Raw genomic sequence first — 23,344 nt, 5'->3', positions numbered from 1 at the left:
CCCCAACAGGACAACAGACCATGATCATCGCCAAATCCCCGGTCCGCCTCAGCTTCGGCGGCGGCGGCACCGACCTGCCCGCCTACTACGAGCCCCACGGCGGCGCCGTGCTCTCCGTGACCATCGACAAGTATTTCTACTCCGTGCTCCAGGAAATTCCCGGCCAGAGCATCGAGCTGTCCTCCTCCGACTACCAGCTCCACCAGCGCATCGCCGACCTGGACCAGGCCAACCTGAAGGACGCCCTGCGCATCCCCAAGGCCATGCTGCGCCACTTCGGCGTAAAATCCGGCGTCATGCTCTCGCTGAAGTCGGACATCCCGCCCGGCTCGGGCCTGGGCCTGTCCGGAGCCGTGGCCACCAGTCTGGCCCAGTGCGTGGGCGCGTACGTCGGGAAGCACATGGACAAGGCCCAGGTGGCCGAACTGGCCACCCACATCGAGCTGACCGTGCTGGGCCGCCCCATCGGCATGCAGGACCAGTTCGCCTCGGCCCACGGCGGCCTCAACTTCCTGACCTTCACTAAGGACGGCGTCACCGTTGAGCCCGTGGCGGTCAGCCTGTCGCGCCGCGCGGAACTGCGCCGCCACCTCATGCTGTTCCACACCGGGGCCTCGCGCGATTCGGCCCGCATCCTGGAAGGCCAGCGCCAGGCCACCCAGAAGAACGACAGCGGCGTGCTGGACGCCCTGCATCAGGTGAAGAAGACCGCCTACCGCATGCGCGAAATTCTGGAAGGCGGGGACATCCTGGAGATCGGCAGGCTGCTGCACGACTCCTGGCAGCACAAGAAACGCTTCTCGTCCTCGGTCTCCAACCCGGACATCGACCGCTACTACGACACGGCCATGCGCCACGGCGCGCTCGGCGGCAAGATCACCGGCGCGGGCGGCGGGGGGTTCCTGCTGGTCTTTGCGGAGCCGGAGCGCCAGGAAGACATCAGCCGCGAACTGACCGCGCTGGGCCTCCAGGAGCTGTCCTTCGACTTCGAGGACGGCGGCTCGCAGATCACCCTGGACCACGCCGGACGCTTCAAGTCCACCATCACCCCCGAGGGCTACCTGCTGGGCATGCGGGCCGTGGTCAGCCGCCTGGACAACAACCAGATCGGGCGCATAGCCGACCTGCTGCACGCGGCCTACGTGGCGGACAAGCAGGTGTTCATCATGGGCAACGGCGGCTCAGCGGCCACGGCCTCGCACTTCTGCTCGGACCTGGCCAAGACCGTGGCCGTCAACGGCAAGCGGGGCTTCAGGGCCATTCCGCTCACCGACAACATCCCGCTCATGACCGCCTGGGGCAACGACGTGGGCTTCGAGGACATCTTCTCGGGCCAGCTGAGAAACCTCCTGAACCCCGGCGACGTGGTCATCGGCATCTCCGGCGGCGGCATGAGCCCCAACGTGCTCAAGGCCATGCAGATGGCCCAGGAGCGCGGCGCGCGCACCGTGGGCCTGACCGGCTTTTCCGGCGGCAAGCTCAAGTGCGCTGTTGAGGAGTGCTTCATCGTGCCCTCCGAGAACTACCAGTTCATCGAGGACGTGCACATGATGCTGGTGCATTTGCTGACCAGCGTGGTGCGCGAGAGGCTGGGCGAAGAGTAGCCGTCATGACCCCGGCGGGCGCGTTCATTCCCTGGTCCGGCCAGGGGGCGTGCTTCGATTCGTCGGGGCGTGTGACGCCCTGCGTGGGCACCGGCCAGGACGCAGAAGTGCGCCCTGGCGCCGTCTGGCCGGAACCCCGTTTCACCCCGGCGGCCCCCGGAGTTGTGCGCGACGCCCTGTCCGGGCTCCATTGGCCCGTGGACGCTTCCGCCGCCCGGTGGCCCATGGCCTGGGACGAGGCTGCGGCCTGGGTGGGTGACGCGAACAGAGGTGCATTGCTCGGACACGACGACTGGCGTCTGCCCTCGCGCCGGGAGCTTCTGTACCTCACGTGTCCCGCACGCGCGCGCCCTGCCCTGCCGGACGCGCATCCCTTCCGGAACATCTTCCAGCATTGGCACTGGACCGCCACCCCGTTTGCCGCATCCGGGGCATCGGGCGATTCGGCCTGGCGCGTCCACCTGGAAGGGGGGCGCATGTTTCCCGGCCCCAAAAGTGCCGCACACATGGTCCTGCCGGTGCGCGGCGCGAGCGCGATCCTCCCGGAGACGCCGGAACTGGCCGCCGCCGGAGGAACCCCTTGGCCGGACCCCAGATTTGAGGTGTCGGACGGGCAAGCCCTGGATCGGCTGACCGGGTTGGCCTGGCTGACCCGCGCGCTGCCGGTTGAGGGCACGGCCAGCTGGCAGGAGGCCCTGGATGCGGCCCGCAGGCTCGGTGGCCCCTGGCGTCTGCCCTCCATCCTTGAGCTGGAGAGCCTTGTGGACGCATCACGGGCCTGGCCAGCCCTTCCGGACGGGCAGCCCTTCGCCAGCGACCTGGACGGCGTCTGGTCCGCCACGACGAGCGGCTTCGACACGTCCTGGGCCTGGGTGCTGTATTTCGGAAAAGGCGCTGTGGGAGTGGGCCATAAACCGGGCCGCCACTTCAAATTTCTGTTGACGCGAACCACCTGAACAAGTAGAGACATTTCTCTTGACAGCGCGGAGCCGTGCGGTTAGACGATTCCTCCGCTCACGCGGATGGGCCGTTAACTCAGTTGGTAGAGTACCTGCCTTTTAAGCAGAGAGTCGCAGGTTCGAATCCTGCACGGCCCACCATATCGCGTCCCCATCGTCTAGTGGCCTAGGACGGCGGCCTCTCACGCCGCTAACAGGGGTTCAAATCCCCTTGGGGACGCCACTCAAAGCGTCGCAGTAAGTGCCAGCGAAAGCAGGTACTTACTGCGTTTCTTTGTTTCCCCTTCCCTGCACCGTCTTTTTTGCCATCCATCCGAAGCCCTTGTCAGCCCCGAGCTGACAAGGGCTTTTTTGCGTTCTTCGCCGTCCTCCATCCACCCCCCAACGCCCGACCGCTCCGCAGCTGGCGGGGCGGTCGCAGGAGAAACGTCATGTCTATGCGTGATCTGACGGCCCCTGGCTCCATTGCCCGCCCTCACGGTTCGCCAGGAGCCAAGCTCCTGTACTTGGCCCTCTGCTACCTCACCGCAGAGAACAACGAAAAAACCTGTTGTGCAACCCTCTCGGAACTGTCCGCCACCACAGAGCAAAGCGTTCGCAGCCTCAAAAAAAACCTGAAACTCCTGAGGCAAGGCGGACACATCAAGGTCATGCCAGGCTTGTTCGGCGTCACGTTCTACGAGGTCCTAAAACACCCTGGCTCCAGCCGTTGCAAAGCAACGCCCGATCTCGCGCATACCTCCACCCCCGTTCGGCACGAAGAGATGCCCAAGACCGCCAGGTGCGCCTGATGAAATTGAAATCCGAGGAAGCGAAACCGCTCCGTTCAGGAGCGGTCGACCGGGCGTGGTTGTCCGGTCCTGATGAGCCAGCCGCTCGGTCAACATGGTCACGGGAGATGCCGTCGACGAAGCATAGCTAGGGCCTAAAAAGGCGAAACCCTTGGTTGCCGCCAAGGGTTTCAACACAGCTGAGTGGCATGGCCACCCGCACTTAAGGGTGATCAAGCCATACCCGGAAGGGGTAGCGTCGTCAAGACGTCCACGGCTTTTTTGTCCTTTTTGCCCAAGCACTTAAGGTGCTGAAATGATGAGAACTATCTCTGGAAATTTCGCAAAACGTGGAAAGATTGTGCCGGATTTCATCATGAACGAACCAGGGCTCACCCTAGGCTCACGGGTCCTCTACGGAACCCTGTGCAACAGCGCAGGGGAAAAGGATCACTGCTGGCCTTCCCAGGCGTACCTAGCCAAATCCATCAATCAAAGCATCCGTAGTGTCCAAAACCACCTGAAGGAATTGTCGAAGGCCGGTTTCATCCAGGTCGGCAAAAGGCCGCTACGAGGCAATCTCTATCACCTCCTCATGCACCCCGCAGTTAGATGCAAGGAAGACCGAGGACACGCCCACGCCACCGCGCCCGCTGCCACCCAGCCCACACGCGCAACTTCTGCGGCTACATCCGCCAGTGAGAACATCAGGGACCTGGGGGTACGCGAAAAAAGTGCGCAAGGAATTAATATTAAAGAAAGACAAGAAAGACCCCCCTACCCCCCGCAGCTTCTGAACCACCAGGAAGCTGACGCGGCCTTCCAGCAAGTCTGGGATGTCTGGCCTGTCCGTGAGGCCCGCAAATCCGCCCTCCGCCTGTGGCACCACCTCTGGCGCTCCGATGATCGCCCGCAGCTGGCAAAGATCCTCGAAAGCATCAAGGAAAACCTAGCGCGAAATCCACGCTGGAAGCGAGGCTTCATTCCTTTCCTGGCCACCTGGTTGAAAGACAGGCGCTGGGAAGACGAACTCCCGCAGGAAAGTGCCACTTGCGGTGACCCTGACACCTCCTGCGAAAGCCCGTCAAAGGCAGAACGCCAAATGGAAGAGATTGGCGGGAAGCTGCCCCCAGTGCGCATCGGGACTCTCAACTCCGGCGGACAATCCACACAGCACACTCCGAGCCATGTCCATGACGTCTTCCAGGAGGCGATGGCCGCCTGGCCTGGCCAGATGACCAAAGCTGAGGCCATCAGAGCCAAGGGCCTTTGGAACTATCTGTTTTCAAAGGGGAAACTTCCTACTCTTGAGGAAGTCCTCGGGTCAGCGCGAACCGCGTCAATCAACTTCCTTTGGTGGCTCAATGGCCTCCAAACGGGAGTTCGTTCGTCAACAGCGTGACCAGCCAATGAAATCAGACTCACCAGCAAAGTATTTAACTCGGCGCGGACGTGCCTACATCGAGGTGTCCGCGTTGAAAGACAGCATAGAAGAGTGGCTACGAGATGGATTCAACGTGATGTCCATCTACAAGCTCCTTGCAGCGAAAAAGCAGATTTCAGGAACTTACGGATACAGAACATTTCTGCGGGCGGTGGAAAGAGTGATTTCAGACACGAACGAAAGAGTAATTCTCCTCGAAAGTGACGCCAGGGCAGTGCTTCCAGGTCTTTCGGAGGAAAGGGAAGCGTCTGCACCCGACAGCCTTATCCCATTCGCTTTCGAGGACTCCTTGGTCCGGGCCACGGCGGACGGACAGGGAAATCCTTGGTTCGTGGCCAATGACGTTTGCAAGGTTCTGGGATTAGCCAATCCCAGGGATGCCGTCAGCGCACTGGATGAAGACGAAAAGGGGGTCGCTACTACCGACACCCTTGGCGGACAGCAGAAGGTTCTGACTATCTCCGAGTCCGGCTTGTACTCCTTGGTTTTCCGCAGCCGCAAACCTCAGGCCCGGTCTTTCCGCAAATGGGTCACTGCCGAAGTCCTGCCAACGATTCGCCGCACAGGCCGTTACGAGGCTCCGCCGGAGAAGATCCTTTCGCCCGCAACGCCCCCTCTAGGCCTCCCCGAAGAGGCTTGCAATCTCCCTCCGGCCATCCGCGTCCAGGTCCTTACATGCGCCGTAGAGGCAGCCAAGCTGGAGGACTCAGGAACCGGTGCCATTGAAGGTTACTTCCGGCGCTACTGCCAACTAGTTGCATTCTCACCGGATGCCCAAAGCGCCGAAGAATCTTCAAACGGCGACCTACAAATGAACTCCTAAAGGTGCTCTATGAAATCCAAAAACCAATTTGATGAAACTCCATCGAAGTATGTGAGCAAGCGTGGCCTTGCTTTTACGGAAGTGGCAGCTCTCAAGGAAGAAATCACAAGATGGATCAAAGATGGATTCAGCGCATTGGCGATATGGAAGCTTCTTACCGAGAAAAAGAGAATATCAAATTTGTATGGATATAGAACATTCCTCCGCGCTGTGTACAGAATGATTCCTGATGCAGACAATATTGTATCAAGGCCAACTCCTGGCAGGGGGAAAAAGCATACTGACACAAGCCGTGGTGGCGATAATAAACAGTTTCAGACCGTCTCAAACACTAAGCTGATCTAGAGGTGATAAGCATGCGCTGGCTACATTGGATTCTCCAGGGAAAGGGCGGAGTTGGAAAGTCTTTCGCCGCATACATTCTGTTCCAGTATTTCTCGCTCAAGAACGCAAAAGTTTACGGGATAGACACAGATCCAATCAATCCAACGTTTGGAGGGTATAAGGAGTTCAATGTCGAAATTCTTCCATTGATGGTCAGGGACGAAATCGAGCCTCGTGCGTTTGATCTTGTTGTCGAGCGTTCTGTAGCGATGGGCGATGGCAGTCATGTTGTAGTTGACTCTGGCTCGTCTACATTTAAACCAGCATCAAAGTACCTACATGAAGGCGGTGTGATTGACGAAGTAATCCGCGCCAACAATGTATCACTTGTGATTCACACGGTGATCAACGGTGGACCTGCGCTTCAAGATACGATTGATGGGCTTGTCACCCTCGCAACAAACTTCACAGACATTCCAATTGTCGTGTGGCTCAATCCGAAAGATGGCTATATTCAATCCAATGGTCATGGTTTCTATGACTTCTTGGCGTACAAAAACCATTCTTCGCAATTCCACTCCGTTATCGAGTTGCCTCACCTCAGCTACGCTACATACGGAAAAGACCTTGTAGATCATCTAGCGCGTAAGCAGTCATTTGATGCGGCCATCCATTCCAGTCTTTCGATCATGACCCGTCATCGGCTTGGGAAATACTGGGAAGCCGTCGTAGCAGAATTGGACAAGGCCAACCTGCTGGAGATCGCATGAGCGGCGAAGCCCCCAGGGAAGCCCCTGCCCCTTCTGAGGGCGTCGGCCTCAGTCTTGAGGAAGTCCGCACCATGCTGATCAAAGAGCATGGAACCTCCGTGGGCAAAGATGATCCTCTGCTCATGATGGTCACGCTCAACAACGCCTTCTTGGGTGAGTACGAGAATCTCCTCAAGAATCACAATGAAGCGTTGACCACCTTCTTGACCGAGGCTGGCGCTCAACATCTGGACGCCGCCAGGCAGGCCGCTGAAACCGTCACCAAGGGGCTCTCCGCCTCTTCCATTGGGGTCATCCAGGAGCACCTCCATGGGCATCGGAAGGCCATGGCCTCCTTCCAGAACAACATGACTTGGCTGGCGGTCATCGTCGCGATCTCGGCCACCGTCAACGTGGCCGTGTTCGTCTACCGAGGGCTTTTGTGATGTTGGACCGCCTGAACCGGAACCTGGAGCAGGCCATGGGACCTGTCGTCATGGATGCCCTTCGCGATCCAGATGTTCAGGAAATCATGCTGAACCCGGACGGTTCTTTGTGGATTGAGCGGTTTGGGGAACCCATGAGCCAGATGGGCAGCCTGACTGCCGACCAAGGACGTCGGGTCGTTTCCTTGGTCGCTTCGGCACTGGGAACCACCATCACCAGGGAGAACCCCATCGTGGAAGGAGAGCTGCCTCTCGATGGCAGCAGGTTCGAGGGTACGGATTCTCCCATTGCTCGCGGCCCTTCCTTCACGATCCGCAAGAAGCCCGCCACAGTCTTTCCGCTCGAATCCTACGTGGAGAAAGGCATTCTGGACAGTGAATGCCTGGACTTTCTGCATGAGGCAATCCGCCGCAGGTGCAACATCCTGGTTGTCGGCGGTACAGGCTCCGGGAAGACCACATTTGTCAACGCCCTCATCGAAGCACTTTCACGGCTTTGCCCTGACGAGAGGGTCGTGGCCATGGAGGACGTCAGCGAACTCCAGGTGGCCAGCTTGAACCGCGTGGTGTTCCGTACCTCGGACAACGTGAACATGCAGCGCCTGACCACCGTGACCATGCGTTACCGACCGGACAGGATCATCGTCGGCGAAGTTCGCGATGGGGCGGCTCTCGACCTCCTCAAGGCATGGAATACCGGCCACCCCGGCGGATTGGCCACCCTTCACGCGGACAGCGCCGTCGACGCCCTGGGCAGGCTCGAAGACCTGGTAGCCGAACGCTTAACCTCTCCGATGCACCGCCTGATCAGTCGGGCCATCAACATCATCGTATTCATAGAAAAGACGCCTCGTGGACGTCAGATATCGCAAGTGGCCCTTGTGCATGGCTACGACCACGAAAGGCACTCTTACTCATTGGAGTACATCTTCAACAAGAAAGAAAAATCCAACGGTCAGAAATGGTATCAAAAGTACATTTCACAAGGGGAGGCCGCATAATGCGTCGTGCTGCATATTTCTCTATCGGATTCGTAACGCTGTTTCTGACGTTCTGCCCCGAAGCTATGGCTTCTGGGGGGATAACGGAATTTTCATCGCCGCTTGAAAAGGTGGTGGGCACAATCACCGGCCCTGCCGGGCGATGGATCGCCATTGCTGGCATGGCCATTGTCGGCTTGGTCTACATCTTCAACAAGGAGGACATCGCAGGCGGCGTCAAACTGCTTTTGAACGTCGTCTTCGCCATTTGCTTCATTGCCTTCGCCACGGGCATCGTTGACAGCATCTTCTCGTTCTCTGGAGCAGTGCTGTGAGGACTCTGCCCATTCGTAGATCGCTCCATCGGCATAACCACATCATGGGGGCCGAACGGGAGCTGGCGTTGTCCATCGGATTGATCTCCTTTGTGGTGGGCTTCGGCGGCATGACGTGGGTGGCGGGCATCACGGCTGTCCTGTTCTACTTCAGCGCAATGCTCGTCGCCAGACGGATGGCCAAAGCCGATCCTCTGATGGTCCGCGTCTGGCTGCGCCACCATAAGCAGCAACTGTTCTACCCGGCCAAGTCCGGCATCTGGAGAAAATCCTGATGCTCGAGTTGCGCAACTTCCGCTCCCGCGCGCGTGGCCTGTCTGATCTGTTGCCTTATGCGGCGCTGATCGCACCAGGCGTCGTTCTGTGCAAGGACGGCACATTCCTGGCGGGATTCTCGGCAGAAGGGCAGGACACGGCTTCCAGCACGGCTGACGAGTTGGCCTTCGTCTCAGCACAGTTCAACAATGCCGTGAAGCTGCTCGGCTCTGGCTGGATGCTCCATGTGGATGCCGTCCGCAGCCGATACCAAGCGTACGCACCCCGAGAAGACAGCCATTTCCCCGATCCCGTCACCCAGCTGATAGACGAGGAGCGTCGGGCCTATTTCAACGGCGACGTTTGCCGCACCAGGATCGTCGTCATCCTGTCCTTCAAGCCCAATCTTGGAGTCGAAAAGCTCTCTTCCGCGACCAAGACAGGCGGTGGAAGCGCTTCCAGCCTTGAACGGGCCTACAATTCTTTTCTGAACGCCCTTCTTGAGTTCGAGGATGCCCTTGCCTCGGTTCTCCGACTGCGCCGACTCGAAGAGTATACGGTCGAAGAAGAAGGCGGACAGGCCATCCTGAGTGAACTCCTCTCGCACCTCCAGCTCTGCACTACGGGTGTCGATCAGCCAGTTCGTGTGCCGCAGACTCCCATGTACCTGGATGCGGTGCTTGGCTCGGAAGATTTGATCGGGGGTTTGACTCCAAAGATTGGAAGCCAGTCCATCGCTGTGGTCGGGATTGACGGACTGCCCCAGGAAAGCTGGCCAGCCATGCTGTCTGTCCTGGATGGCCTTCAGCTGCAATACCGCTTCTCAACCAGGTTCATCTGCCTGGATCAGTTCGATGCCCAGAAGGAAATCGATTCCTTTCGGAAAGGCTGGAAACAAGGGGTCTTCAAGTTCTTCGACAAGCTTTTCAACAATCCCAATGCCAGGGCGAACCGTGATGCGGCAGCCATGGTCGAGGATGCCGAGGAGGCTCTCTCGGAAGTGCAAGGAGGGTATGTCGGCGCAGGCTATATGACTTCGTGCATCGTCCTGCTCAACGAAAACCGTGAGTTCCTCCATGAGTGGGCCAGGGAACTGCGCCGTGAACTCCTGGCCATGGGGTTCGGCTGCCGCATTGAGACCATCAATGCCGTTGATGCATGGCTTGGCACTCACCCTGGCAACTGGTTCGCCAACATTCGCCGCCCGCTGGTCAACACGCTCAACCTTGCCGACCTTCTTCCTCTTTCCAGCGCCTGGGTTGGGGAAAAGCACTGCCCTTGTCCGTTCTATCCACCAAAATCTCCAGCACTGATGGTCTGCACCACGCAGGGCTCAACTCCGTTCTGGTTCAATCTGCACGTTGGCGATGTCGGACACGCCTTGATCTTTGGTCCCATCGGCGCGGGCAAGTCCACGCTCCTGGCACTGATCGCCGCCCAGTTCCGCCGCTATGAGAACGCGCAGGTTTTCGCCTTCGACAAGGGCATGTCGTTGTTCCCCTTATGTGCCGCTGTCGGAGGAACGCATCATGAGCTGGGTAGAGGAACTAACCTGGCCTTCGCTCCGTTGAGAAACATCGACGACCCTTCCGAACAGGCATGGGCTGAGGAGTGGATTGCAACGCTTGTCGAGCTCCAGGGCCTGGCTGTCGGGCCTGGCTACAGAAAGGCGATCCATGGGGCGATGAATTTGCTGCGGAGTAACCCCCGAGAAATGCGCAGCCTGACGGACTTCGTGAACATGCTCCAGGAGCCGCGTGTCGCTGAAGCATTGCTGCACTACACCCGGCAAGGCGCAATGGGCCAACTCCTCGATGCTGAGACCGACAACCTGGGAATGGAACGCTTCATGGTGTTCGAGATTGAGGAGCTGATGAACCTTGGGGACAAAAACCTGATCCCCGTCCTGCTCTACATTTTTCACGAAATCGAACGCGCACTCAAAGGCCAGCCGACGTTGATCCTTCTTGATGAGGCTTGGCTGATGCTCGGGCATGCCGTCTTTCGCGCGAAAGTCCGTGAATGGCTGAAAGTAATGCGAAAAGCAAACTGCTCAGTCGTACTGGCGACGCAAAGTCTTTCGGACGCCAAGAATTCGGGAATCCTGGATGTGCTGGTCGAGTCCTGCCATACGAAGGCATTTCTGCCCAATATCACGGCCAGACAAGAAGTGCAGGCGGAGCTGTACCGCAATATGGGCCTCAACAGCCGTCAGATCGAGATCATCGCCTCGGCCACTCCGAAGCGGGATTACTACGTTGTTACGCCAAAGGGGAGAAGGCTCATGCAGCTTGCGTTGCAACTGAAGTCACTTTCTTTCCTTGGCGTCAGTGACAAAGAAAGCGTTTCCAGGATCAAGGAACTGCAATCTGTTCATGGGGAACACTGGACTGACGAGTGGCTCAAAGAACGAACCGGAGGACATGCGGCATGAAAATTCTTTATTTCTTCATTGCGTTGTCTCTGGCGCTTATCATTGCGAAAGACTCCAATGCAATGGTTGTGACCTGCACCAATTGCAGTCAAATGTTCACACAAGCACTGGAACGAGTCACAAGCCTTGAAAAACTTCAGCAAGTTTACAAGCAAGTGTCCGAGGCCATGACTCAGACAGAGAAGCAGATAACGATGGTTCAACAGAATATGGACCGTTACAAGAACATGCTTCAAAACACCGTAAAACTACCTATGTCTGTGCTTGGAAGCATGAAAGGAACATTCAGTCAGCTTTCATCACTTTCGCAGGGTTTGAACCTGCAACGTGGTGATGCGTCAGCCCTAAGCCAAATTTTCAAGGCGACCTACGCCAACAGGGGAGCAATTAAAGATCTGTTCAAGACTTCTAAGCCTGATGGCGCACCCATGACCGAGGAAGAGCGGGCAGCGTCCGAGGCCGCATTCCTCAAGATGCGTGAGCAGATCGAAAAAGAAGCTGAACAGGCCCAAGAAGCCGCGTTTCAGGAGTCCGGCGGCCAGATTGAAGAAATAGAACAAAAGGCCGCTGAACTGGACAGCCAGTTGGACGACCTGCTGTTGACCCCTGATGGTCAAATGAAAGCCCTGGAAGCAGGAAACCAGATTGCGACCATGCAACTCAGGGAGTCGCAGCGTCTTCGCCAGCTCCTGGCCGTGTCTATTCAGTCTTCCGTCCAAAGAGACATGAAGGACGAGAAGGACAAACAGATGCATGAGGAAGCGTGGAAAGCAGCAACGGGGAAGATGTTCAATACGAACGCGCTGGATGCCGTCGTCAACAGCAACCAGCGCGATCCGTCTGGGTGGTGAGGTGCAAAATGCTAATCAATACCATTGTCTTTTTTAAATTGCCTCTGCCGACTTATAACTTCATTGGCTGTTTTTCTGTCTCCTGCTTTCATTGCCTCAAAACCTTCTTTGTCAAGCTTACGCATTTGCTCTTCAAGTCCGCCAGGCTTTGCAGCAATAATCACAGATTTGCAAAGAGTCACATCAAACGCTCCACTTCTGTCCGTGATGTAGTCAATAGATGGCGTTTCAACTCCCGAGCACATGTATTTTTTACATTTAGTTGCCTCGGCGAATGCCTCAGGAAAACGTTTTTTGAAATATTCAGCATTATCCCATGGAGCTTCACACATTTCTCGAATGACCTTGAACTCGTCTTTGCGTGGATGCTCATCGAGCGCAAAAGCCAGCTTGGTAGTAAATGAAGTGAGAACGCAAACCCAGATGAAATACATAATGTACTTTTTATTCATGGCGTTGATACCCCTTTTTGCTGTTGTGATGCTCCCAGGAGAGTCATTTGCACAGAGCACAGATGCACTCACGGGAATTGTTACCAAAGTACAAACACTCGCAACAACCTGGAACAATACCCTTCAAAACGCTGCGCTAAAGCTATTTAGTCTGTGTGTAACACTAACAGTTGTTATGTTTGGCGTCAAGGCAGCTTTGAACAGGACAAGTATTGCTGATCTTCTAAGTCAATTTATTGTTTCAATGCTGTTTTGCGGCCTCGTGGCAGCCGTCATTGTGAACTACGTTCCCTGGACCAAAAGCGTTATCGACGGACTCAGTGAACTAGCAGGCACAGCCGGAGCAAGCCAGTATGACACTGCGGAACCTTTGAAGGCCGGACTGGATGTCGTGAAGTCACTATGGAACACCATTAACGGAGAAAACGGATTGATATCAAAGGCATCGTACGACAATGGATTCAACCTTGGCCCAATACTTCTCATAGGAATATGTTCAATTATCATCTTGATTGTTTTTTCACTGTTAACAGCACAAGTCATATTGATAAAATGTGAATCTTACATTGCTGTCAGCGCCGCAATAGTCCTTCTCGGGCTCGGCGGCGCTGAGTTTATGAAAGAATACGCGATCAATGTCATGAGGTATGTCCTTTCTGTTGCCGTCAAACTGTACGCCATGCAGCTTGTGATGAGCCTTGGACTCCAGATGTTTAAAGACTTGCAAGCGCAAGTACAGTCTTCTGCTTCACCGGGACTTGCTGAAGGATTCATCTACATCGCTACGGCAATCATTATTTACGCGATAGCCCAGAATGTTCCCTCCATGGTGGCAGGCATCGTGAACGGCTCCCACACTACGCCCGGATCAAGTCTTTCGTCAGCAGTCGCAGGCGCAGCAGGAGCCACGCTCGGGGGAATGGTTGGAGCCGCGTCGGGAGCTATTGGTGCTGCTAGCGGGATCGACGCCACCAGAAAGGCCGCTCAGATCGCCTCCATGGACGGAGCCACGGGCCTGGGGAAGGCCCGCCACATCGCGGGATCGCTCTGGCAAGCCCATAAGCAGGCCAAGACCGAGAGCGGGAATCTGTCTCATGGTGAACGCTTTGGGGCCGCAATGAGTTCACGCCTTCAGGAAATGAAGATGCGCAATCTGGGCCTGCCCGGTGATGGCTCCAGTCCCGGCGGCAAGGATGGGGGCGGAAATGGCCAAGCGTAGCCGCAGCTCTGTGGAAAGATGAAAACCAGAAGAAATGAAAACCAGAAAGCACGAAAGCAAAAGGAATAGAGGGAGCGCCGTGAGTAAGGAGAATGGCTGAATGCTGTTGAAATCAAAGTCGAAACCAGATGCCGGTGAGCTGTCAGCCTCAGCGGAGAAGTTCTCCTATGTGCGTGGCCGTGAGGAATGGCTAGAGCGCTATGGCAGTTACATCCAGCGCGCCAGGCAGTGGCGCATGGCGGCTTTCATTGCCCTTGGGATCACCGGCATCTCGGTCATGGGCAACGTGGTCCAGGCCACTCAATCCAAAGTTGTGCCCTATGTCGTTGAGGTGGATCAGCTCGGTCGGGTCGCTGCCGTCGAGCGGGCCTCCGTGGCTTCGCCGACGCCAACAAGAGTCGTCCAGGCGGAGCTGGCCACCTTCGTCACGCAGTGGCGCTCCGTGACTGCCGACCTGGACCTCCAGAAGAGGTTCATCGAGCGACTGTCGTATTTCGCCATCGGCGCTGCCAAGGGACAGATGCGCCAGTGGTACGAAACCAACAACCCTTATGAGCGGGCCAAAGACAAACTCGTCCAGGTCAACATCAAGAGCCTGCCCGCGCAGGTCAGCGCAGACTCCTGGCGGGTTGAGTGGACCGAAGTCACGCGAAACCACTCTGGCGTCCAGGTCGCCAGTGAGGGCTACCAAGCGACCCTGACGATCCAAATCCAGCCTCCCACCACGGACGCGCAAATTCTTCGGAACCCTGGGGGCGTTTACGTGACGGGCTTGTCCAGTTCCAGCGTGATGGAACCCGCATCAACTCCCAAAAAGTAGGAAGCAGCATGTTGAAACGATTGTTCGTGGCGGTGTTCGTGACCCTCCTCCTGGGGCAACCTCTTTGGGCTGCGGAGCAGCCGCGCGCTGACGAGAAAGGAAAGCCCGCAAAAACCATGATGGTTCCCGAGGAGTACCAGATGGATGCCTCGGTCAGCCAGCGGACGACAGGCAAGGGAAAATCCACCGAGCAACTCCGCCAGGCGGACTATCTCAACCCCGACGTGCCACTGAACGCAAGGGAACGCCAAGCCGTGAAAATGGCCCAAGACTGGGAAACTTCTGGAGCTACGCCCATCCAGGCCAACGGCAAGCTCATGTTCCCATATGGAGCCTCTTCCCCGACGGTCATCTGCGCTCCAAGCCTCATTTCCGTGGTTGAGCTCCAACCGGGCGAATCGTTGAATGAAGTTGTGGTCGGCGACTCGGCGCGCTGGGTTTGCGAGGTGGTCAAGTCGGGAAACACCGCCCATGTCCTGATCAAACCCATGGATGCCGGTCTTGTCACCAACGCGATCATCACCACGGACCGCCGGGCCTACATCCTGAAGCTGGTCAGCCAACGCACCGGCCACACGCCCCGTGTCGGCTTTCTCTACCCCGAAGACAACGCCATCCGGCTTAAAGAGAAGGACGCCAAGGAGACCAAGGATAAGCAGTGGAAGACAGTGGATGCGGATGGTGAGCCAAAGGATCTGAGCCAACTGAACTTCAGTTATGAAATCAAGGGGGATGCTCCCTGGAAGCCAATCCAGGTCTTCGACGACGGTCGTCAGATGTTCATCAAGCTCCCACCTTCGGTCCAATCCGGTGATGCCCCTGTTCTTCTCGTGCGCAACGGTGGCCAGGATACGATGGCGAACTTCCGGCTGAAGAACATGGCCATGATCGTGGATGGCGTGTTCCAGGAGGCGTTTCTCATCTCGGGCGTCGGCAGCAAGCAGCAACGCATTACCATCCGCAAGAAGTGAGGCTGGCGATGCGATACATACTTCTCCTGCTCCTGGCCATGCAGCTCCAGGGCTGCGTCATGCAGACCCGCCATGTGGATAACGGCGGCATGCCCACATACGACGGGGTGAGCGACACGTACCCAGGAGACGCCCAATCCCTGGCCACCATGGCAGCTGAGGAACTGGCCCGCCGTTATCCTCCGGGGCGCACGACCCTGACCCTGGCCAAAACGAAAAACACCTTCGGCCAGGAACTGGACACTACTCTGCGGGCTCAAGGCTTCCTGATCTCTCCTCCTGACTCTCCGGCTGGGATCAGGGTCGGCTATACCCTGGACGTCATCCGCGATGAAACCTCGCCCACTTGTTACCTCCAGGTCAGGACTTCCGACGGTGATTCCTTCGGCACGGTTCGTCCCCTGACCATGGGAAGCCTGTCGCCCAGAATCGATGCTCCCTCCGTGAAGTCTTCAACATCTTTCCCTTTGGAGTCCCTCCCCCTGCTGGATGAGCCGACGGTTCCCACGCCTTCCCAGGTTCAGGTCCATCCAGACAGGTTGATGAAAGGTTCTGGGCCTGGTGCAAAGCCAGGCTCAGAACCTCCCACTGTCCCGGCGCATGATGCCGGGGTGCCGGTTCGCAGCAAGAGCACGGCGGCGCGGATCGCAAAGCGCAACAAGGTGCCGGTGGCGGAGTTCTGCCGCCTGAACAATGTGAAGCCGGATACCGTCCTTGAGGCCGGGCGGATGGTGTCCCTGCGTGGGCCTGCCTCTCCCGCCACGGCACAGGCTGTCCCTCCGGCGTCCTCCGGGGACCGCCCGTCCAAGCCGCTGGCATCCACAAGGCCAGCCCCCGCACCGACCCCAGTTGCTCTTCCGACTCCGGTTCTGGCTCCCACGCCTGTGGCCAAGCCAACCGAAGCAAGCCCTGCCGCCGCGAAACCCGTGGACCCCACGCCGGTTTCAGCGGGGAATCCTGTCCCTGCCTCAGCCCCTGCCGTTCCAGTTGCTCCGGCATCACCTGTCCAGGAGGCCCTTGCGGAACTGGCTCCCTCTCAAGGGAATTCCGATGCAGCCCCCTCGGCAGTTCCAGCTCCGAGCTGGATCATTGAACCTGGCAGCCTCCATTCGCAGCTCGATTCCTGGGCGATCAAGGCTCAATACCAGCTGGTCTGGAAGGCGAAGCATGATTTTGAACTTGAGGCCAGAGCCAAGTTCGACGGGGATTTCGTCGGAGCCATAAAGCAGCTTTTTTCTGGCCTGCATCGCGGAGGAAACCCACTGCGAGTGACTGTGTACCAAGGAAACAATGTTGTTGAAGTTGCGGAGGATTAGAATGTCGAGATGTATTTTGTTGTTGCTCATTCTGGTTCTCGCAGCCGGTGGATGCGCCAAGAAGAGCACTCAGGTGGATTCCGTAGAGCAACAGGGCGAGAAGTTCCGCGAACAAAGCCGGGCTCGCACCGTGGATGTGACGCCGGAACCGTACCTGGGGGCGAAGGCCATGCCGCTCCGTGCCAGCGCCAACCCTATCCTGAACAAGCATGTGACGCTTCGGCGCACGGGATCACTGCCCGCGATTGCGGCCTCAATCAGCGAACTTGTATCGCTGCCGGTCCAGGTTGCTTCCGACCCGGACGAACCGGGGAAAAAGAGCGTTCCTACAGCATCAAGTTCGGACCAGGGACATTCAGCGCCTTCCGCTCCTGCCGCCCCCGGTTCGTCCCCTGGCGTCAACATGGAACTGGAAGCCCTCCTGGCTGTTCCAGGGGGTTCCGCAGGTGGTTCGGGAGGCACGAAAAGCGATGGCAGGCAGCTGACGATCTCATACGAAGGAACCTTGCGGGGTCTGCTCGATCAGGTGGCCATGATCTCCGGTTACGGCTGGGATTACGACTCCAACAGCGGAAACATTCTTTTCGCGCGGATGATGGTCAAGACGTTCACCCTGCTGGGCGCTCCCGGAAAGGTCACGTACGAAAACAAGTTGACGAACAAATCCAAGGAATCCGCCGCGTCCAGCATCGGCGGATCACGGGTGAACCAGACGGTCTCTACGGCGGACACCTCTTCGCAGACAGCTCAATCCACCGGAACCAGCCTGTCCTTCGACATCTGGGCGGACACGGAAAAGGAAGTGAAGGCGCTGATCTCTCCCAAGGGCGCTGTGGTCAGCAACCAGGCTGCGGGTACGATCACCGTTCGAGATACGCCTGACTCTCTGCGGCGCGTGGCTTCCTACATTGAAGAGTTGAACAGCCGCATCTCCCGCCAGGTGGCCCTTACGGTCCAGGTCTGGGCTTTGAACATCTCCGACAACACGGATGTCGGCTTCAACCTCCAGGCTCTTTTCGAGGACAAGGACATCTCCGTGGTGGCAGGCAACCTGGCCAACATCGGGAGCGTCAACACGGCTGCGGCCACCATCGTCTCCGGCAAGCTCAAGGGCTCGGGGGCCATGCTTAAGGCACTACGCCAATGGGGAAAGGCGTCTCAGGTCACGTCGGCAGGCGGGCTCGTGATGAGCAATCAGCCGGTGCCGGTCATGGCGATCGAGCGTCGCGCCTATCTGGCCAGCGCGGGAACCTCCACGACCAATTTCAACCAGACAACGGAACTGACTCCCGGCGAGGTCACTACCGGTTTCAGCATGACCGTGATCCCGCACATCCTGGATCAACGCCGGGTGATCCTTCAGTACAATATCAATCTCTCAGCTCTCGAAGAGATGAGCGAGATCAAGACCTCGGACATCACGATTCAATTGCCGCAGACTTCAACGCGCGCCTTCTCCCAACGTTCCACGATGAAGATGGGGCAGACGTTGGTGCTGTGCGGATTCGAGAAGGAGTCGCGTGATTCAAACACGTCCATCGGCATACCGACCACCGCGAGGAAGGCCCAGTACGGCAGAACGCTGCTGGTGATCACCATCCAGGTGGAATCAGCCGAGGTTTAAATGCGCCGCGTCTCACTCCATAATAGGAACTGGGCTGTCGGCCTCCAGTGGAATCTGAACAACCTGAAGTTGGGCATACCGGAACTGAGGCGGACTGCCCGGAAAGAAGACCCTTCCCTGGACATGGTTGCTTTCCGGCAGCGTCAATACGCCCTCGGCGCGAGCCATGGCGACTTCCAGGCCTGGCGGGGCGTGCGCGCCTTGGCCTCCTCGATACAGGTTGCATCCCCCTCGTTCGTGGGGCTGTTCTGCCTGGAGGATGCCGAGGGCCAATTCTGGTGGGTGTTCGCCATGTCCCAGTCGATCGTGGTGGGCATGGGCGACCAGGTCTTCGCGACACGCGAAGACGCCGAAGCTTCGATTCAATCCCTGCGCGGCCTGCTGGATACGGATTTCGAGGAATCCGTGACCTGTGAAACTGTCGAGGAAAGTCTCAAATGGCTTTCCCCCCTCGTACCATCAATTCTGTTCGCGCTGCCGAGCAGGAGCGGGGGTTCCCTGATCCCCCTGCACCCTGTTCCGGCTCAACAGCGCAACCGGATTGTCGCGACCGTCACTGTCCTTCTGCTGCTGGCCGGAGTCTATGGCCTGAAGCTTTTCCTGGAGCACCAGGCCGGAAAGAAGGCCGTGGAAGCCACCCGTGCGGCCATGCTCGACAAGGAACAGCGCCGTCGGGAAATCCTGGCCAACCCCGAGCAGCACTTTCAGCGGCCTTGGGTTGCCGCACCTGACTTGAGGGAAACCATCCAGACAGGACTCAAGACCATGCTGTCCTTGCCCATGGTGGCCAGCGGCTGGGTCCTGGAAGGAGCGACCTTTGACGGCCAGGCCGTCAACGCGTCCTGGGGGCATCGCCCTGGGGCGGATTATACCCATCTGCCCCTTGGAGCGCGCCTTGAGAACCCGCAAAAGGCCATCTCCCGCGTTCCGGTCCCCAAAGTTTCCCGCCTCCAAGGAACGCCCTCCCTGCTCCCGCGCGAGTACTGCACGAAGCTTCTCTACGCTTGCACCCAGGCGATGGGAGCCCGCCTCAAGCTGACGTTCCATGCACAGGAGAAGATGGTCATCGAGGACGTGGAAGTGGTGTGTCCCTGGTTTCGCGGCCAATGGGAACTCAACGACGTGCCAGCAGCAATTGTTCTGGATGGGTCTTTGCCCGAGGCGTTCACCAAAATGCCAGGGCTCATGTTGGACAGCATGGTCCAGGAGAAAGGCTCCTGGACGTTCAAAGGGGCTATCTATGCGATTCCTCGATAACAAACGTATCTTCTGGGTCGTGGGCGGTGTTTTTGCGGCTGTATCCCTGATTTACATGGGATCGCTGGCTGTGAGTCAGTGGATGTCCCCTCCGCCGCCTCCCATACCGCAGTCCTCAAAGGCTCCCAAAACGCCCACCGTCAAGCCCGGCAAGGACATTCCAACTCCGTCGTCTCAAGAGACGCAAGTCAGGCATCCCGAGACTTCGACGGCCAATGCCCAAGGCGAGACGGTTCCCAAGGCTGAACCTCACATTCCTGTGGCCGGAAACCTGGGCGTGATCACCACCCTCCGGGCGCAGCTCGAAGAAATGCGCATCCAGGCCGCAATCGCGCAGGAGCGCGAAAAAATTCAACCCAAGGCGGCTCCTGTACAGCCGCAGGCCATCGCTTTGCCAGAGTTGCCCAAGTCCACTCTGGTTCCGAAGGCCAAAGATGCTTCCCCGGTGGTGGTCTCCATTCAGGGCGTGGATGGACGATCCACCGCGACTGTCCGGCTGGGCTCGGGGCAGCTGGTATCCCTGCGGCCCGGAGATCGTTTCTCCGGTGGAGTGGTCAGCGCTATCGATCGACGGGGGGTTTCCATCCGCCGTGGCCACACATCCACGATCCTGGCTTTCGAGCAGGAGGTGTCATGGAACTGAACACCTTTGTTGAGGGCGTACCGGAGTCCATGCGAGGCCGGGTCGCCTTGTTGGATGGCATGCTGCACATGAGCGCCGAGCTGCGGGGCAACCTGGAAATGGTGTCCTTCGTCGGCAACATGCGGCGGCGCGGCATCGTGACCTACGAATTTCATCCCCCGCAGGAATTTGATGGGAAATACGCCAACTTGGCTTCTCGTACCGGTCAGGGAGACAACGAAGTCCAGCAGTTCGCCATCGATCTGCTGATGAAGGCCTACCTGTCAGGGGCGACTGACATCCATATCATCGACTTCGGCCCCTACTCCATGATCCGGTTCCGAATTCTCGGCATGCTGACGGATTACACCCAGCTTGATGGCGATTTCGGTCGTTTGGTCATCTCCTGTCTCTACGGGTATTTCAGTCTGTCCGCAGACACCTGTTTCAGCCCCTCGGAGCGCCAGGACGGTCGGATAGCCAAACGGGACTATCTGCCTCCCCAGGTGCATTCAGTGCGTGTGCACAGCGAACCGGTGGAGTGCACCCTGGCTCAGGACGGCGTGGGTACGTCCATGTCCCTGCGACTGCTTTACGACTCCACCTCGGCCACGGGAACTCTGACCGAGCGCATGACCAGGCTCGGGTTCACTGCCGAACAGTGCAACACCGCCCAGTACTTAACCCGGCGCACCGGGTTGACCATCATCTCAGGCCCCACCGGACATGGGAAATCCACCCTGCTCAAGCATGTCATGGAGGCCCAGGTCGAACGGAACCCGGAGAAGGCGTACTTCTCGATCGAGGACCCGCCCGAGTATCCGCTCAAAGGCGTGCGCCAGGTGCTGATTTCGAGCAACGACAAGGTGAGGCGCGCAGACGCTTACCGCGATGCCATCGCGGGTGCCATGCGCTCCGATCCTGACGTGCTGATGATCGGAGAAATCCGCTATACTGAAGCGGCCATAGCCGCCATCGACGCGGCGCTCACCGGCCATGCGGTGTGGGCGACAATCCACGCCAACAACGCCTTCGGCATCATCGCGCGCATGGTCAGTACCCTGGCCACGCATTTCCGAAACCCGTTGGAGCAGCTTTGCGACCACAACGTACTTGCCGGACTGGAATACCAGCGCCTCATTCCGGTGTTGTGTCCCACGTGCAAGGTTCGTCTGCTTGATCTGAAACCGGAGGAGAGGAGCAATTACGTTCCCGAGGATGTTCAAGACCGCCTTAGCCGCGTTCTTGACGACCGCGAGGGCGTCTACGTCCGTGGCGAAGGTTGCGACGAATGCAGCAAACGAGGGCTGGTCGGACAGACTGTGGCGGCGGAGATCATTGCCACGGATCAGGAAATGCTGGGCTACCTGCGCGAGGGCAACATTCCCCGAGCCCATGAATACTGGGTCAAGGAAAAGGGAGGTGAAAGCTACGTCCAGCATGCCGTCAATCTGATCAAGGCTGGGCTGGTGGACCCTTACATCGCAGAAGAACGCCTGGGAGTGCCTCTCAACTTCACTCAGGTCTTCATGCAGGGAGGGCGGTCATGATGGGGATATTGTCCAACTTCATGCACCGCCTGAGCTTCAATGCGTCCGTGCGTATGCGGACCTGGAAGAAGCTGGCGGCTCAAACCCGCCACGGGCTCAACCTGGATCAAAGTCTGCGCCAGATGCAGCATCGGGCGTCTCTGCGGCGTTCGCACACCGCCAAGGTCTATTCTCAGATACTCGAGTACCTTGGCCTCGGGCATAACCTGGGGGCCTGCCTGACGGGATACGCCACACCGGAAGAGGTCATGCTCATAAGCTCCGGCCAACGTTCCGGCAAGTTGTCCGAAGGTCTTGAACTGGCGGCCAGTCTGCTGACCGCCAGACAGTCCATCCTGCGGGCTGTGACTTCCGCCTTGGCGTATCCGGCCTTCTTGTCGGCCATGATCGTGGTGCTGCTTCTGGTTGTGTCCATCGTGGTGATGCCAAAATTCGCCATGCTTTCGGACCCATCTTCATGGCACGGCGCGGCGGCGATCCTGTACAAGACGACCTCGTTTGTGACCTCCCCCATGGGGGTAGTGGCCCTTCTGGTCCTCCTGGGCGCTCTGGCCGCATCGCTCCTGACCCTGCCGGTCTGGACCGGAAGATTCCGGCTTCTGATGGAAAACCTGCCCCCGTGGTCCATCTACAGGCTGACCGTGGGCTGCGTGTGGTTGTTCACCGTCTCCACACTCATGCGCTCGGGCATGCAGCTGACGCATATCCTGGAGAACATGCTCAATTCCGATCACATCCCTGCGTATCTTCGGGAACGCATCCTGGCCATCGCCCTGGAGACGGGTACCGGCAAGAACTTCGGCGAAGCCCTCCACGACTGCGGGATGGAATTTCCCGACTCAGAAATGGTCGACGATCTGCGTGTGTACGCTTCCCTGCCCGGCTTTCATCTCAGAATGCACGAACTTGCAGCCGAATGGATGAACGATGGCGTGGAACTCGTGAAGCAGCAGGCACGGGTGCTCAACATCGCGGCAATAATCGCTTTGACCGGCTTGGTCAGCCTCATCGCGGCTGCCATCGGCTCGATGCAATCTCAACTTCTGCCTTCTGGAGGATTCTGATGACGCTTCTTGAAACCCTTGGTGCCATTCTGGTTGGACTGATCATCCTGGCCGGGGCCGCGCTCGGCCTTAATTCCGCCTTCAGCTCGTCCAAGCTGGGCGAGACGGAACAGAACCTCATCACCCTGCGGATGCAGGTTCAGCAGATGTTCTCCGGCAGCTCCGACTATACCGGTCTGGATAATGCTCTGGCACTCCAAGCGGGGTTGGTTCCCAAGCCCTTTATCAAAGGCTCCAGCCTTAGAAATTCCTTCGGCGGCGATATCACTCTTGCGCCAGTCAATGGCACGTCCGCCTTTTCGATTACCTTGACCTCCATTCCCCAGGATGAGTGCACCAAGCTGGCCAAGTTCCAGACGGACGCGTGGTTGTCGGTGAACGTCAACGGCACGGACGTGACGGGGGGGACAGTCGCCGACATCGTGGCTGCGTGTGCCTCGGTAACGAACACGATCACCTTCACGGCGAGGTAATC

General features: G+C 58.2%; 24 protein-coding genes, 2 tRNA genes and 1 other RNA gene. 26 read left to right on the top strand and 1 reads right to left on the bottom strand.

Annotated elements, in window-relative coordinates; genetic code table 11:
- Nucleotides 1–20: 20 nt before the first annotated feature.
- The 16 genes from G453_RS26415 to G453_RS28615 all read left to right on the top strand — a co-directional run bounded on the left by G453_RS26415 (nt 21) and on the right by G453_RS28615 (nt 11,974).
- Nucleotides 21–1,604 carry an SIS domain-containing protein gene (locus G453_RS26415; protein ID WP_051272411.1) on the top strand — a complete coding sequence of 528 codons (1,584 nt, stop codon included), beginning with the start codon at nt 21–23 and terminating at the stop codon, nt 1,602–1,604.
- A gap of 5 nt (nt 1,605–1,609) precedes the next feature.
- On the top strand, nt 1,610–2,560 hold the full coding sequence (locus G453_RS0113415; RefSeq protein WP_027191480.1) for an Lcl C-terminal domain-containing protein: 951 nt from the start codon (nt 1,610–1,612) through the stop codon (nt 2,558–2,560).
- A 68-nt stretch (nt 2,561–2,628) separates the two neighbouring features.
- Nucleotides 2,629–2,704, top strand: a tRNA-Lys gene (locus tag G453_RS0113410).
- 6 nt (nt 2,705–2,710) lie between these two features.
- Nucleotides 2,711–2,786: transfer RNA gene (locus tag G453_RS0113405), tRNA-Glu, on the top strand.
- A 208-nt stretch (nt 2,787–2,994) separates the two neighbouring features.
- The gene (locus tag G453_RS0113400; protein WP_027191479.1) at nt 2,995–3,354 is read left to right on the top strand and encodes a helix-turn-helix domain-containing protein; all 360 of its coding nucleotides are present in this window, start codon (nt 2,995–2,997) and stop codon (nt 3,352–3,354) included.
- Nucleotides 3,355–3,372: 18 nt separating this feature from the next.
- Nucleotides 3,373–3,441: hammerhead ribozyme type II (locus G453_RS27285), an RNA gene on the top strand.
- A gap of 208 nt (nt 3,442–3,649) precedes the next feature.
- Nucleotides 3,650–4,735: a helix-turn-helix domain-containing protein gene (locus G453_RS0113395; RefSeq protein ID WP_027191478.1), complete on the top strand. Its 1,086-nt coding sequence runs from the start codon at nt 3,650–3,652 to the stop codon at nt 4,733–4,735.
- Complete coding sequence (locus G453_RS27280) at nt 4,698–5,600, top strand: TraK family protein (RefSeq protein WP_328285402.1); 903 nt, start codon at nt 4,698–4,700, stop codon at nt 5,598–5,600. The genes G453_RS0113395 and G453_RS27280 overlap by 38 nt, the downstream gene beginning before the upstream one ends.
- Before the next feature lie 9 nt (nt 5,601–5,609).
- Nucleotides 5,610–5,945 carry a TraK family protein gene (locus tag G453_RS28000; RefSeq protein ID WP_156920920.1) on the top strand — a complete coding sequence of 112 codons (336 nt, stop codon included), beginning with the start codon at nt 5,610–5,612 and terminating at the stop codon, nt 5,943–5,945.
- Nucleotides 5,946–5,956: 11 nt separating this feature from the next.
- Nucleotides 5,957–6,694, top strand: a complete 738-nt coding sequence (locus G453_RS0113385; protein ID WP_027191477.1) for a nucleotide-binding protein — start codon at nt 5,957–5,959, stop codon at nt 6,692–6,694.
- Complete coding sequence (locus G453_RS24015; RefSeq protein WP_051272410.1) at nt 6,691–7,119, top strand: hypothetical protein; 429 nt, start codon at nt 6,691–6,693, stop codon at nt 7,117–7,119. The genes G453_RS0113385 and G453_RS24015 overlap by 4 nt, the downstream gene beginning before the upstream one ends.
- Nucleotides 7,120–7,154: 35 nt before the next feature.
- Complete coding sequence (gene trbB, locus G453_RS0113375) at nt 7,155–8,120, top strand: P-type conjugative transfer ATPase TrbB (RefSeq protein ID WP_235731761.1); 966 nt, start codon at nt 7,155–7,157, stop codon at nt 8,118–8,120.
- Entirely contained in the window at nt 8,120–8,434 is a 315-nt protein-coding gene (locus G453_RS0113370) for a TrbC/VirB2 family protein (RefSeq protein WP_043645727.1), read from the top strand. Before trbB ends, G453_RS0113370 begins: the two co-directional genes overlap by 1 nt.
- A 44-nt stretch (nt 8,435–8,478) precedes the next feature.
- Entirely contained in the window at nt 8,479–8,709 is a 231-nt protein-coding gene (gene trbD / locus G453_RS0113365) for a conjugal transfer protein TrbD (RefSeq protein WP_051272409.1), read from the top strand.
- Nucleotides 8,709–11,123 (top strand): VirB4 family type IV secretion/conjugal transfer ATPase, encoded by a 2,415-nt coding sequence (locus G453_RS0113360; protein WP_027191473.1) that lies wholly within the window; start codon nt 8,709–8,711, stop codon nt 11,121–11,123. The genes trbD and G453_RS0113360 overlap by 1 nt, the downstream gene beginning before the upstream one ends.
- Complete coding sequence (locus tag G453_RS28615) at nt 11,120–11,974, top strand: hypothetical protein (RefSeq protein WP_051272408.1); 855 nt, start codon at nt 11,120–11,122, stop codon at nt 11,972–11,974. Before G453_RS0113360 ends, G453_RS28615 begins: the two co-directional genes overlap by 4 nt.
- Before the next feature lie 11 nt (nt 11,975–11,985).
- Here G453_RS28615 and G453_RS28460 read toward each other — a convergent pair whose 3' ends face one another.
- The gene (locus G453_RS28460; RefSeq protein WP_169725337.1) at nt 11,986–12,426 is read right to left on the bottom strand and encodes a hypothetical protein; all 441 of its coding nucleotides are present in this window, start codon (nt 12,424–12,426) and stop codon (nt 11,986–11,988) included.
- On the opposite strand from G453_RS28460, the gene trbL reads away from it, so the two are divergent.
- The 10 genes from trbL to G453_RS0113305 all read left to right on the top strand — a co-directional run bounded on the left by trbL (nt 12,410) and on the right by G453_RS0113305 (nt 23,342).
- Nucleotides 12,410–13,645 (top strand): P-type conjugative transfer protein TrbL, encoded by a 1,236-nt coding sequence (trbL, locus tag G453_RS0113350; RefSeq protein ID WP_043645726.1) that lies wholly within the window; start codon nt 12,410–12,412, stop codon nt 13,643–13,645. The genes G453_RS28460 and trbL overlap by 17 nt on opposite strands.
- A gap of 100 nt (nt 13,646–13,745) precedes the next feature.
- Nucleotides 13,746–14,465: a type IV secretion system protein gene (locus G453_RS0113345; RefSeq protein WP_051272407.1), complete on the top strand. Its 720-nt coding sequence runs from the start codon at nt 13,746–13,748 to the stop codon at nt 14,463–14,465.
- 8 nt (nt 14,466–14,473) lie between these two features.
- Nucleotides 14,474–15,436 (top strand): P-type conjugative transfer protein TrbG, encoded by a 963-nt coding sequence (gene trbG, locus G453_RS0113340; RefSeq protein ID WP_156920918.1) that lies wholly within the window; start codon nt 14,474–14,476, stop codon nt 15,434–15,436.
- Nucleotides 15,437–15,444: 8 nt separating this feature from the next.
- Entirely contained in the window at nt 15,445–16,752 is a 1,308-nt protein-coding gene (locus G453_RS0113335) for a TcpQ domain-containing protein (RefSeq protein ID WP_027191469.1), read from the top strand.
- Nucleotide 16,753: 1 nt separating this feature from the next.
- Nucleotides 16,754–18,376, top strand: coding sequence for a pilus assembly protein (locus G453_RS0113330; protein WP_043645724.1), 1,623 nt, complete (start codon nt 16,754–16,756; stop codon nt 18,374–18,376).
- Nucleotides 18,377–19,633: a type 4b pilus protein PilO2 gene (pilO2, locus tag G453_RS0113325; RefSeq protein ID WP_027191467.1), complete on the top strand. Its 1,257-nt coding sequence runs from the start codon at nt 18,377–18,379 to the stop codon at nt 19,631–19,633.
- The gene (gene pilP / locus G453_RS0113320) at nt 19,617–20,276 is read left to right on the top strand and encodes a type IV pilus biogenesis protein PilP (RefSeq protein ID WP_027191466.1); all 660 of its coding nucleotides are present in this window, start codon (nt 19,617–19,619) and stop codon (nt 20,274–20,276) included. Before pilO2 ends, pilP begins: the two co-directional genes overlap by 17 nt.
- Nucleotides 20,267–21,805 (top strand): ATPase, T2SS/T4P/T4SS family, encoded by a 1,539-nt coding sequence (locus tag G453_RS0113315; RefSeq protein ID WP_027191465.1) that lies wholly within the window; start codon nt 20,267–20,269, stop codon nt 21,803–21,805. The genes pilP and G453_RS0113315 overlap by 10 nt, the downstream gene beginning before the upstream one ends.
- A complete protein-coding gene (locus G453_RS0113310; protein ID WP_027191464.1) occupies nt 21,802–22,869 on the top strand; it encodes a type II secretion system F family protein in 1,068 nt (355 codons plus the stop codon). Before G453_RS0113315 ends, G453_RS0113310 begins: the two co-directional genes overlap by 4 nt.
- Complete coding sequence (locus G453_RS0113305) at nt 22,869–23,342, top strand: type 4 pilus major pilin (RefSeq protein WP_027191463.1); 474 nt, start codon at nt 22,869–22,871, stop codon at nt 23,340–23,342. Before G453_RS0113310 ends, G453_RS0113305 begins: the two co-directional genes overlap by 1 nt.
- Nucleotides 23,343–23,344 lie beyond the last annotated feature (2 nt).

Origin of the sequence: Fundidesulfovibrio putealis DSM 16056 (assembly GCF_000429325.1) — a bacterium.
GTDB classification, from domain to species: Bacteria; Desulfobacterota; Desulfovibrionia; order Desulfovibrionales; family Desulfovibrionaceae; genus Fundidesulfovibrio; species Fundidesulfovibrio putealis.
The sequence above is the reverse complement of the archived record's forward strand: the minus strand, read 5'-3'. Positions and strand labels throughout refer to the sequence as shown.

Coding starts and splice junctions, on each gene's coding strand:
- G453_RS26415 (WP_051272411.1), top strand. CDS start 21: ATGATCATCGCCAAATCCCCGGTCCGCCTCAGCTTCGGCGGCGGCGGC.
- G453_RS0113415 (WP_027191480.1), top strand. CDS start 1,610: ATGACCCCGGCGGGCGCGTTCATTCCCTGGTCCGGCCAGGGGGCGTGC.
- G453_RS0113400 (WP_027191479.1), top strand. CDS start 2,995: ATGTCTATGCGTGATCTGACGGCCCCTGGCTCCATTGCCCGCCCTCAC.
- G453_RS0113395 (WP_027191478.1), top strand. CDS start 3,650: ATGATGAGAACTATCTCTGGAAATTTCGCAAAACGTGGAAAGATTGTG.
- G453_RS27280 (WP_328285402.1), top strand. CDS start 4,698: ATGGCCTCCAAACGGGAGTTCGTTCGTCAACAGCGTGACCAGCCAATG.
- G453_RS28000 (WP_156920920.1), top strand. CDS start 5,610: ATGAAATCCAAAAACCAATTTGATGAAACTCCATCGAAGTATGTGAGC.
- G453_RS0113385 (WP_027191477.1), top strand. CDS start 5,957: ATGCGCTGGCTACATTGGATTCTCCAGGGAAAGGGCGGAGTTGGAAAG.
- G453_RS24015 (WP_051272410.1), top strand. CDS start 6,691: ATGAGCGGCGAAGCCCCCAGGGAAGCCCCTGCCCCTTCTGAGGGCGTC.
- trbB (WP_235731761.1), top strand. CDS start 7,155: ATGGGACCTGTCGTCATGGATGCCCTTCGCGATCCAGATGTTCAGGAA.
- G453_RS0113370 (WP_043645727.1), top strand. CDS start 8,120: ATGCGTCGTGCTGCATATTTCTCTATCGGATTCGTAACGCTGTTTCTG.
- trbD (WP_051272409.1), top strand. CDS start 8,479: ATGGGGGCCGAACGGGAGCTGGCGTTGTCCATCGGATTGATCTCCTTT.
- G453_RS0113360 (WP_027191473.1), top strand. CDS start 8,709: ATGCTCGAGTTGCGCAACTTCCGCTCCCGCGCGCGTGGCCTGTCTGAT.
- G453_RS28615 (WP_051272408.1), top strand. CDS start 11,120: ATGAAAATTCTTTATTTCTTCATTGCGTTGTCTCTGGCGCTTATCATT.
- trbL (WP_043645726.1), top strand. CDS start 12,410: ATGTACTTTTTATTCATGGCGTTGATACCCCTTTTTGCTGTTGTGATG.
- G453_RS28460 (WP_169725337.1), bottom strand. CDS start 12,426: ATGAATAAAAAGTACATTATGTATTTCATCTGGGTTTGCGTTCTCACT.
- G453_RS0113345 (WP_051272407.1), top strand. CDS start 13,746: ATGCTGTTGAAATCAAAGTCGAAACCAGATGCCGGTGAGCTGTCAGCC.
- trbG (WP_156920918.1), top strand. CDS start 14,474: ATGTTGAAACGATTGTTCGTGGCGGTGTTCGTGACCCTCCTCCTGGGG.
- G453_RS0113335 (WP_027191469.1), top strand. CDS start 15,445: ATGCGATACATACTTCTCCTGCTCCTGGCCATGCAGCTCCAGGGCTGC.
- G453_RS0113330 (WP_043645724.1), top strand. CDS start 16,754: ATGTCGAGATGTATTTTGTTGTTGCTCATTCTGGTTCTCGCAGCCGGT.
- pilO2 (WP_027191467.1), top strand. CDS start 18,377: ATGCGCCGCGTCTCACTCCATAATAGGAACTGGGCTGTCGGCCTCCAG.
- pilP (WP_027191466.1), top strand. CDS start 19,617: ATGCGATTCCTCGATAACAAACGTATCTTCTGGGTCGTGGGCGGTGTT.
- G453_RS0113315 (WP_027191465.1), top strand. CDS start 20,267: ATGGAACTGAACACCTTTGTTGAGGGCGTACCGGAGTCCATGCGAGGC.
- G453_RS0113310 (WP_027191464.1), top strand. CDS start 21,802: ATGATGGGGATATTGTCCAACTTCATGCACCGCCTGAGCTTCAATGCG.
- G453_RS0113305 (WP_027191463.1), top strand. CDS start 22,869: ATGACGCTTCTTGAAACCCTTGGTGCCATTCTGGTTGGACTGATCATC.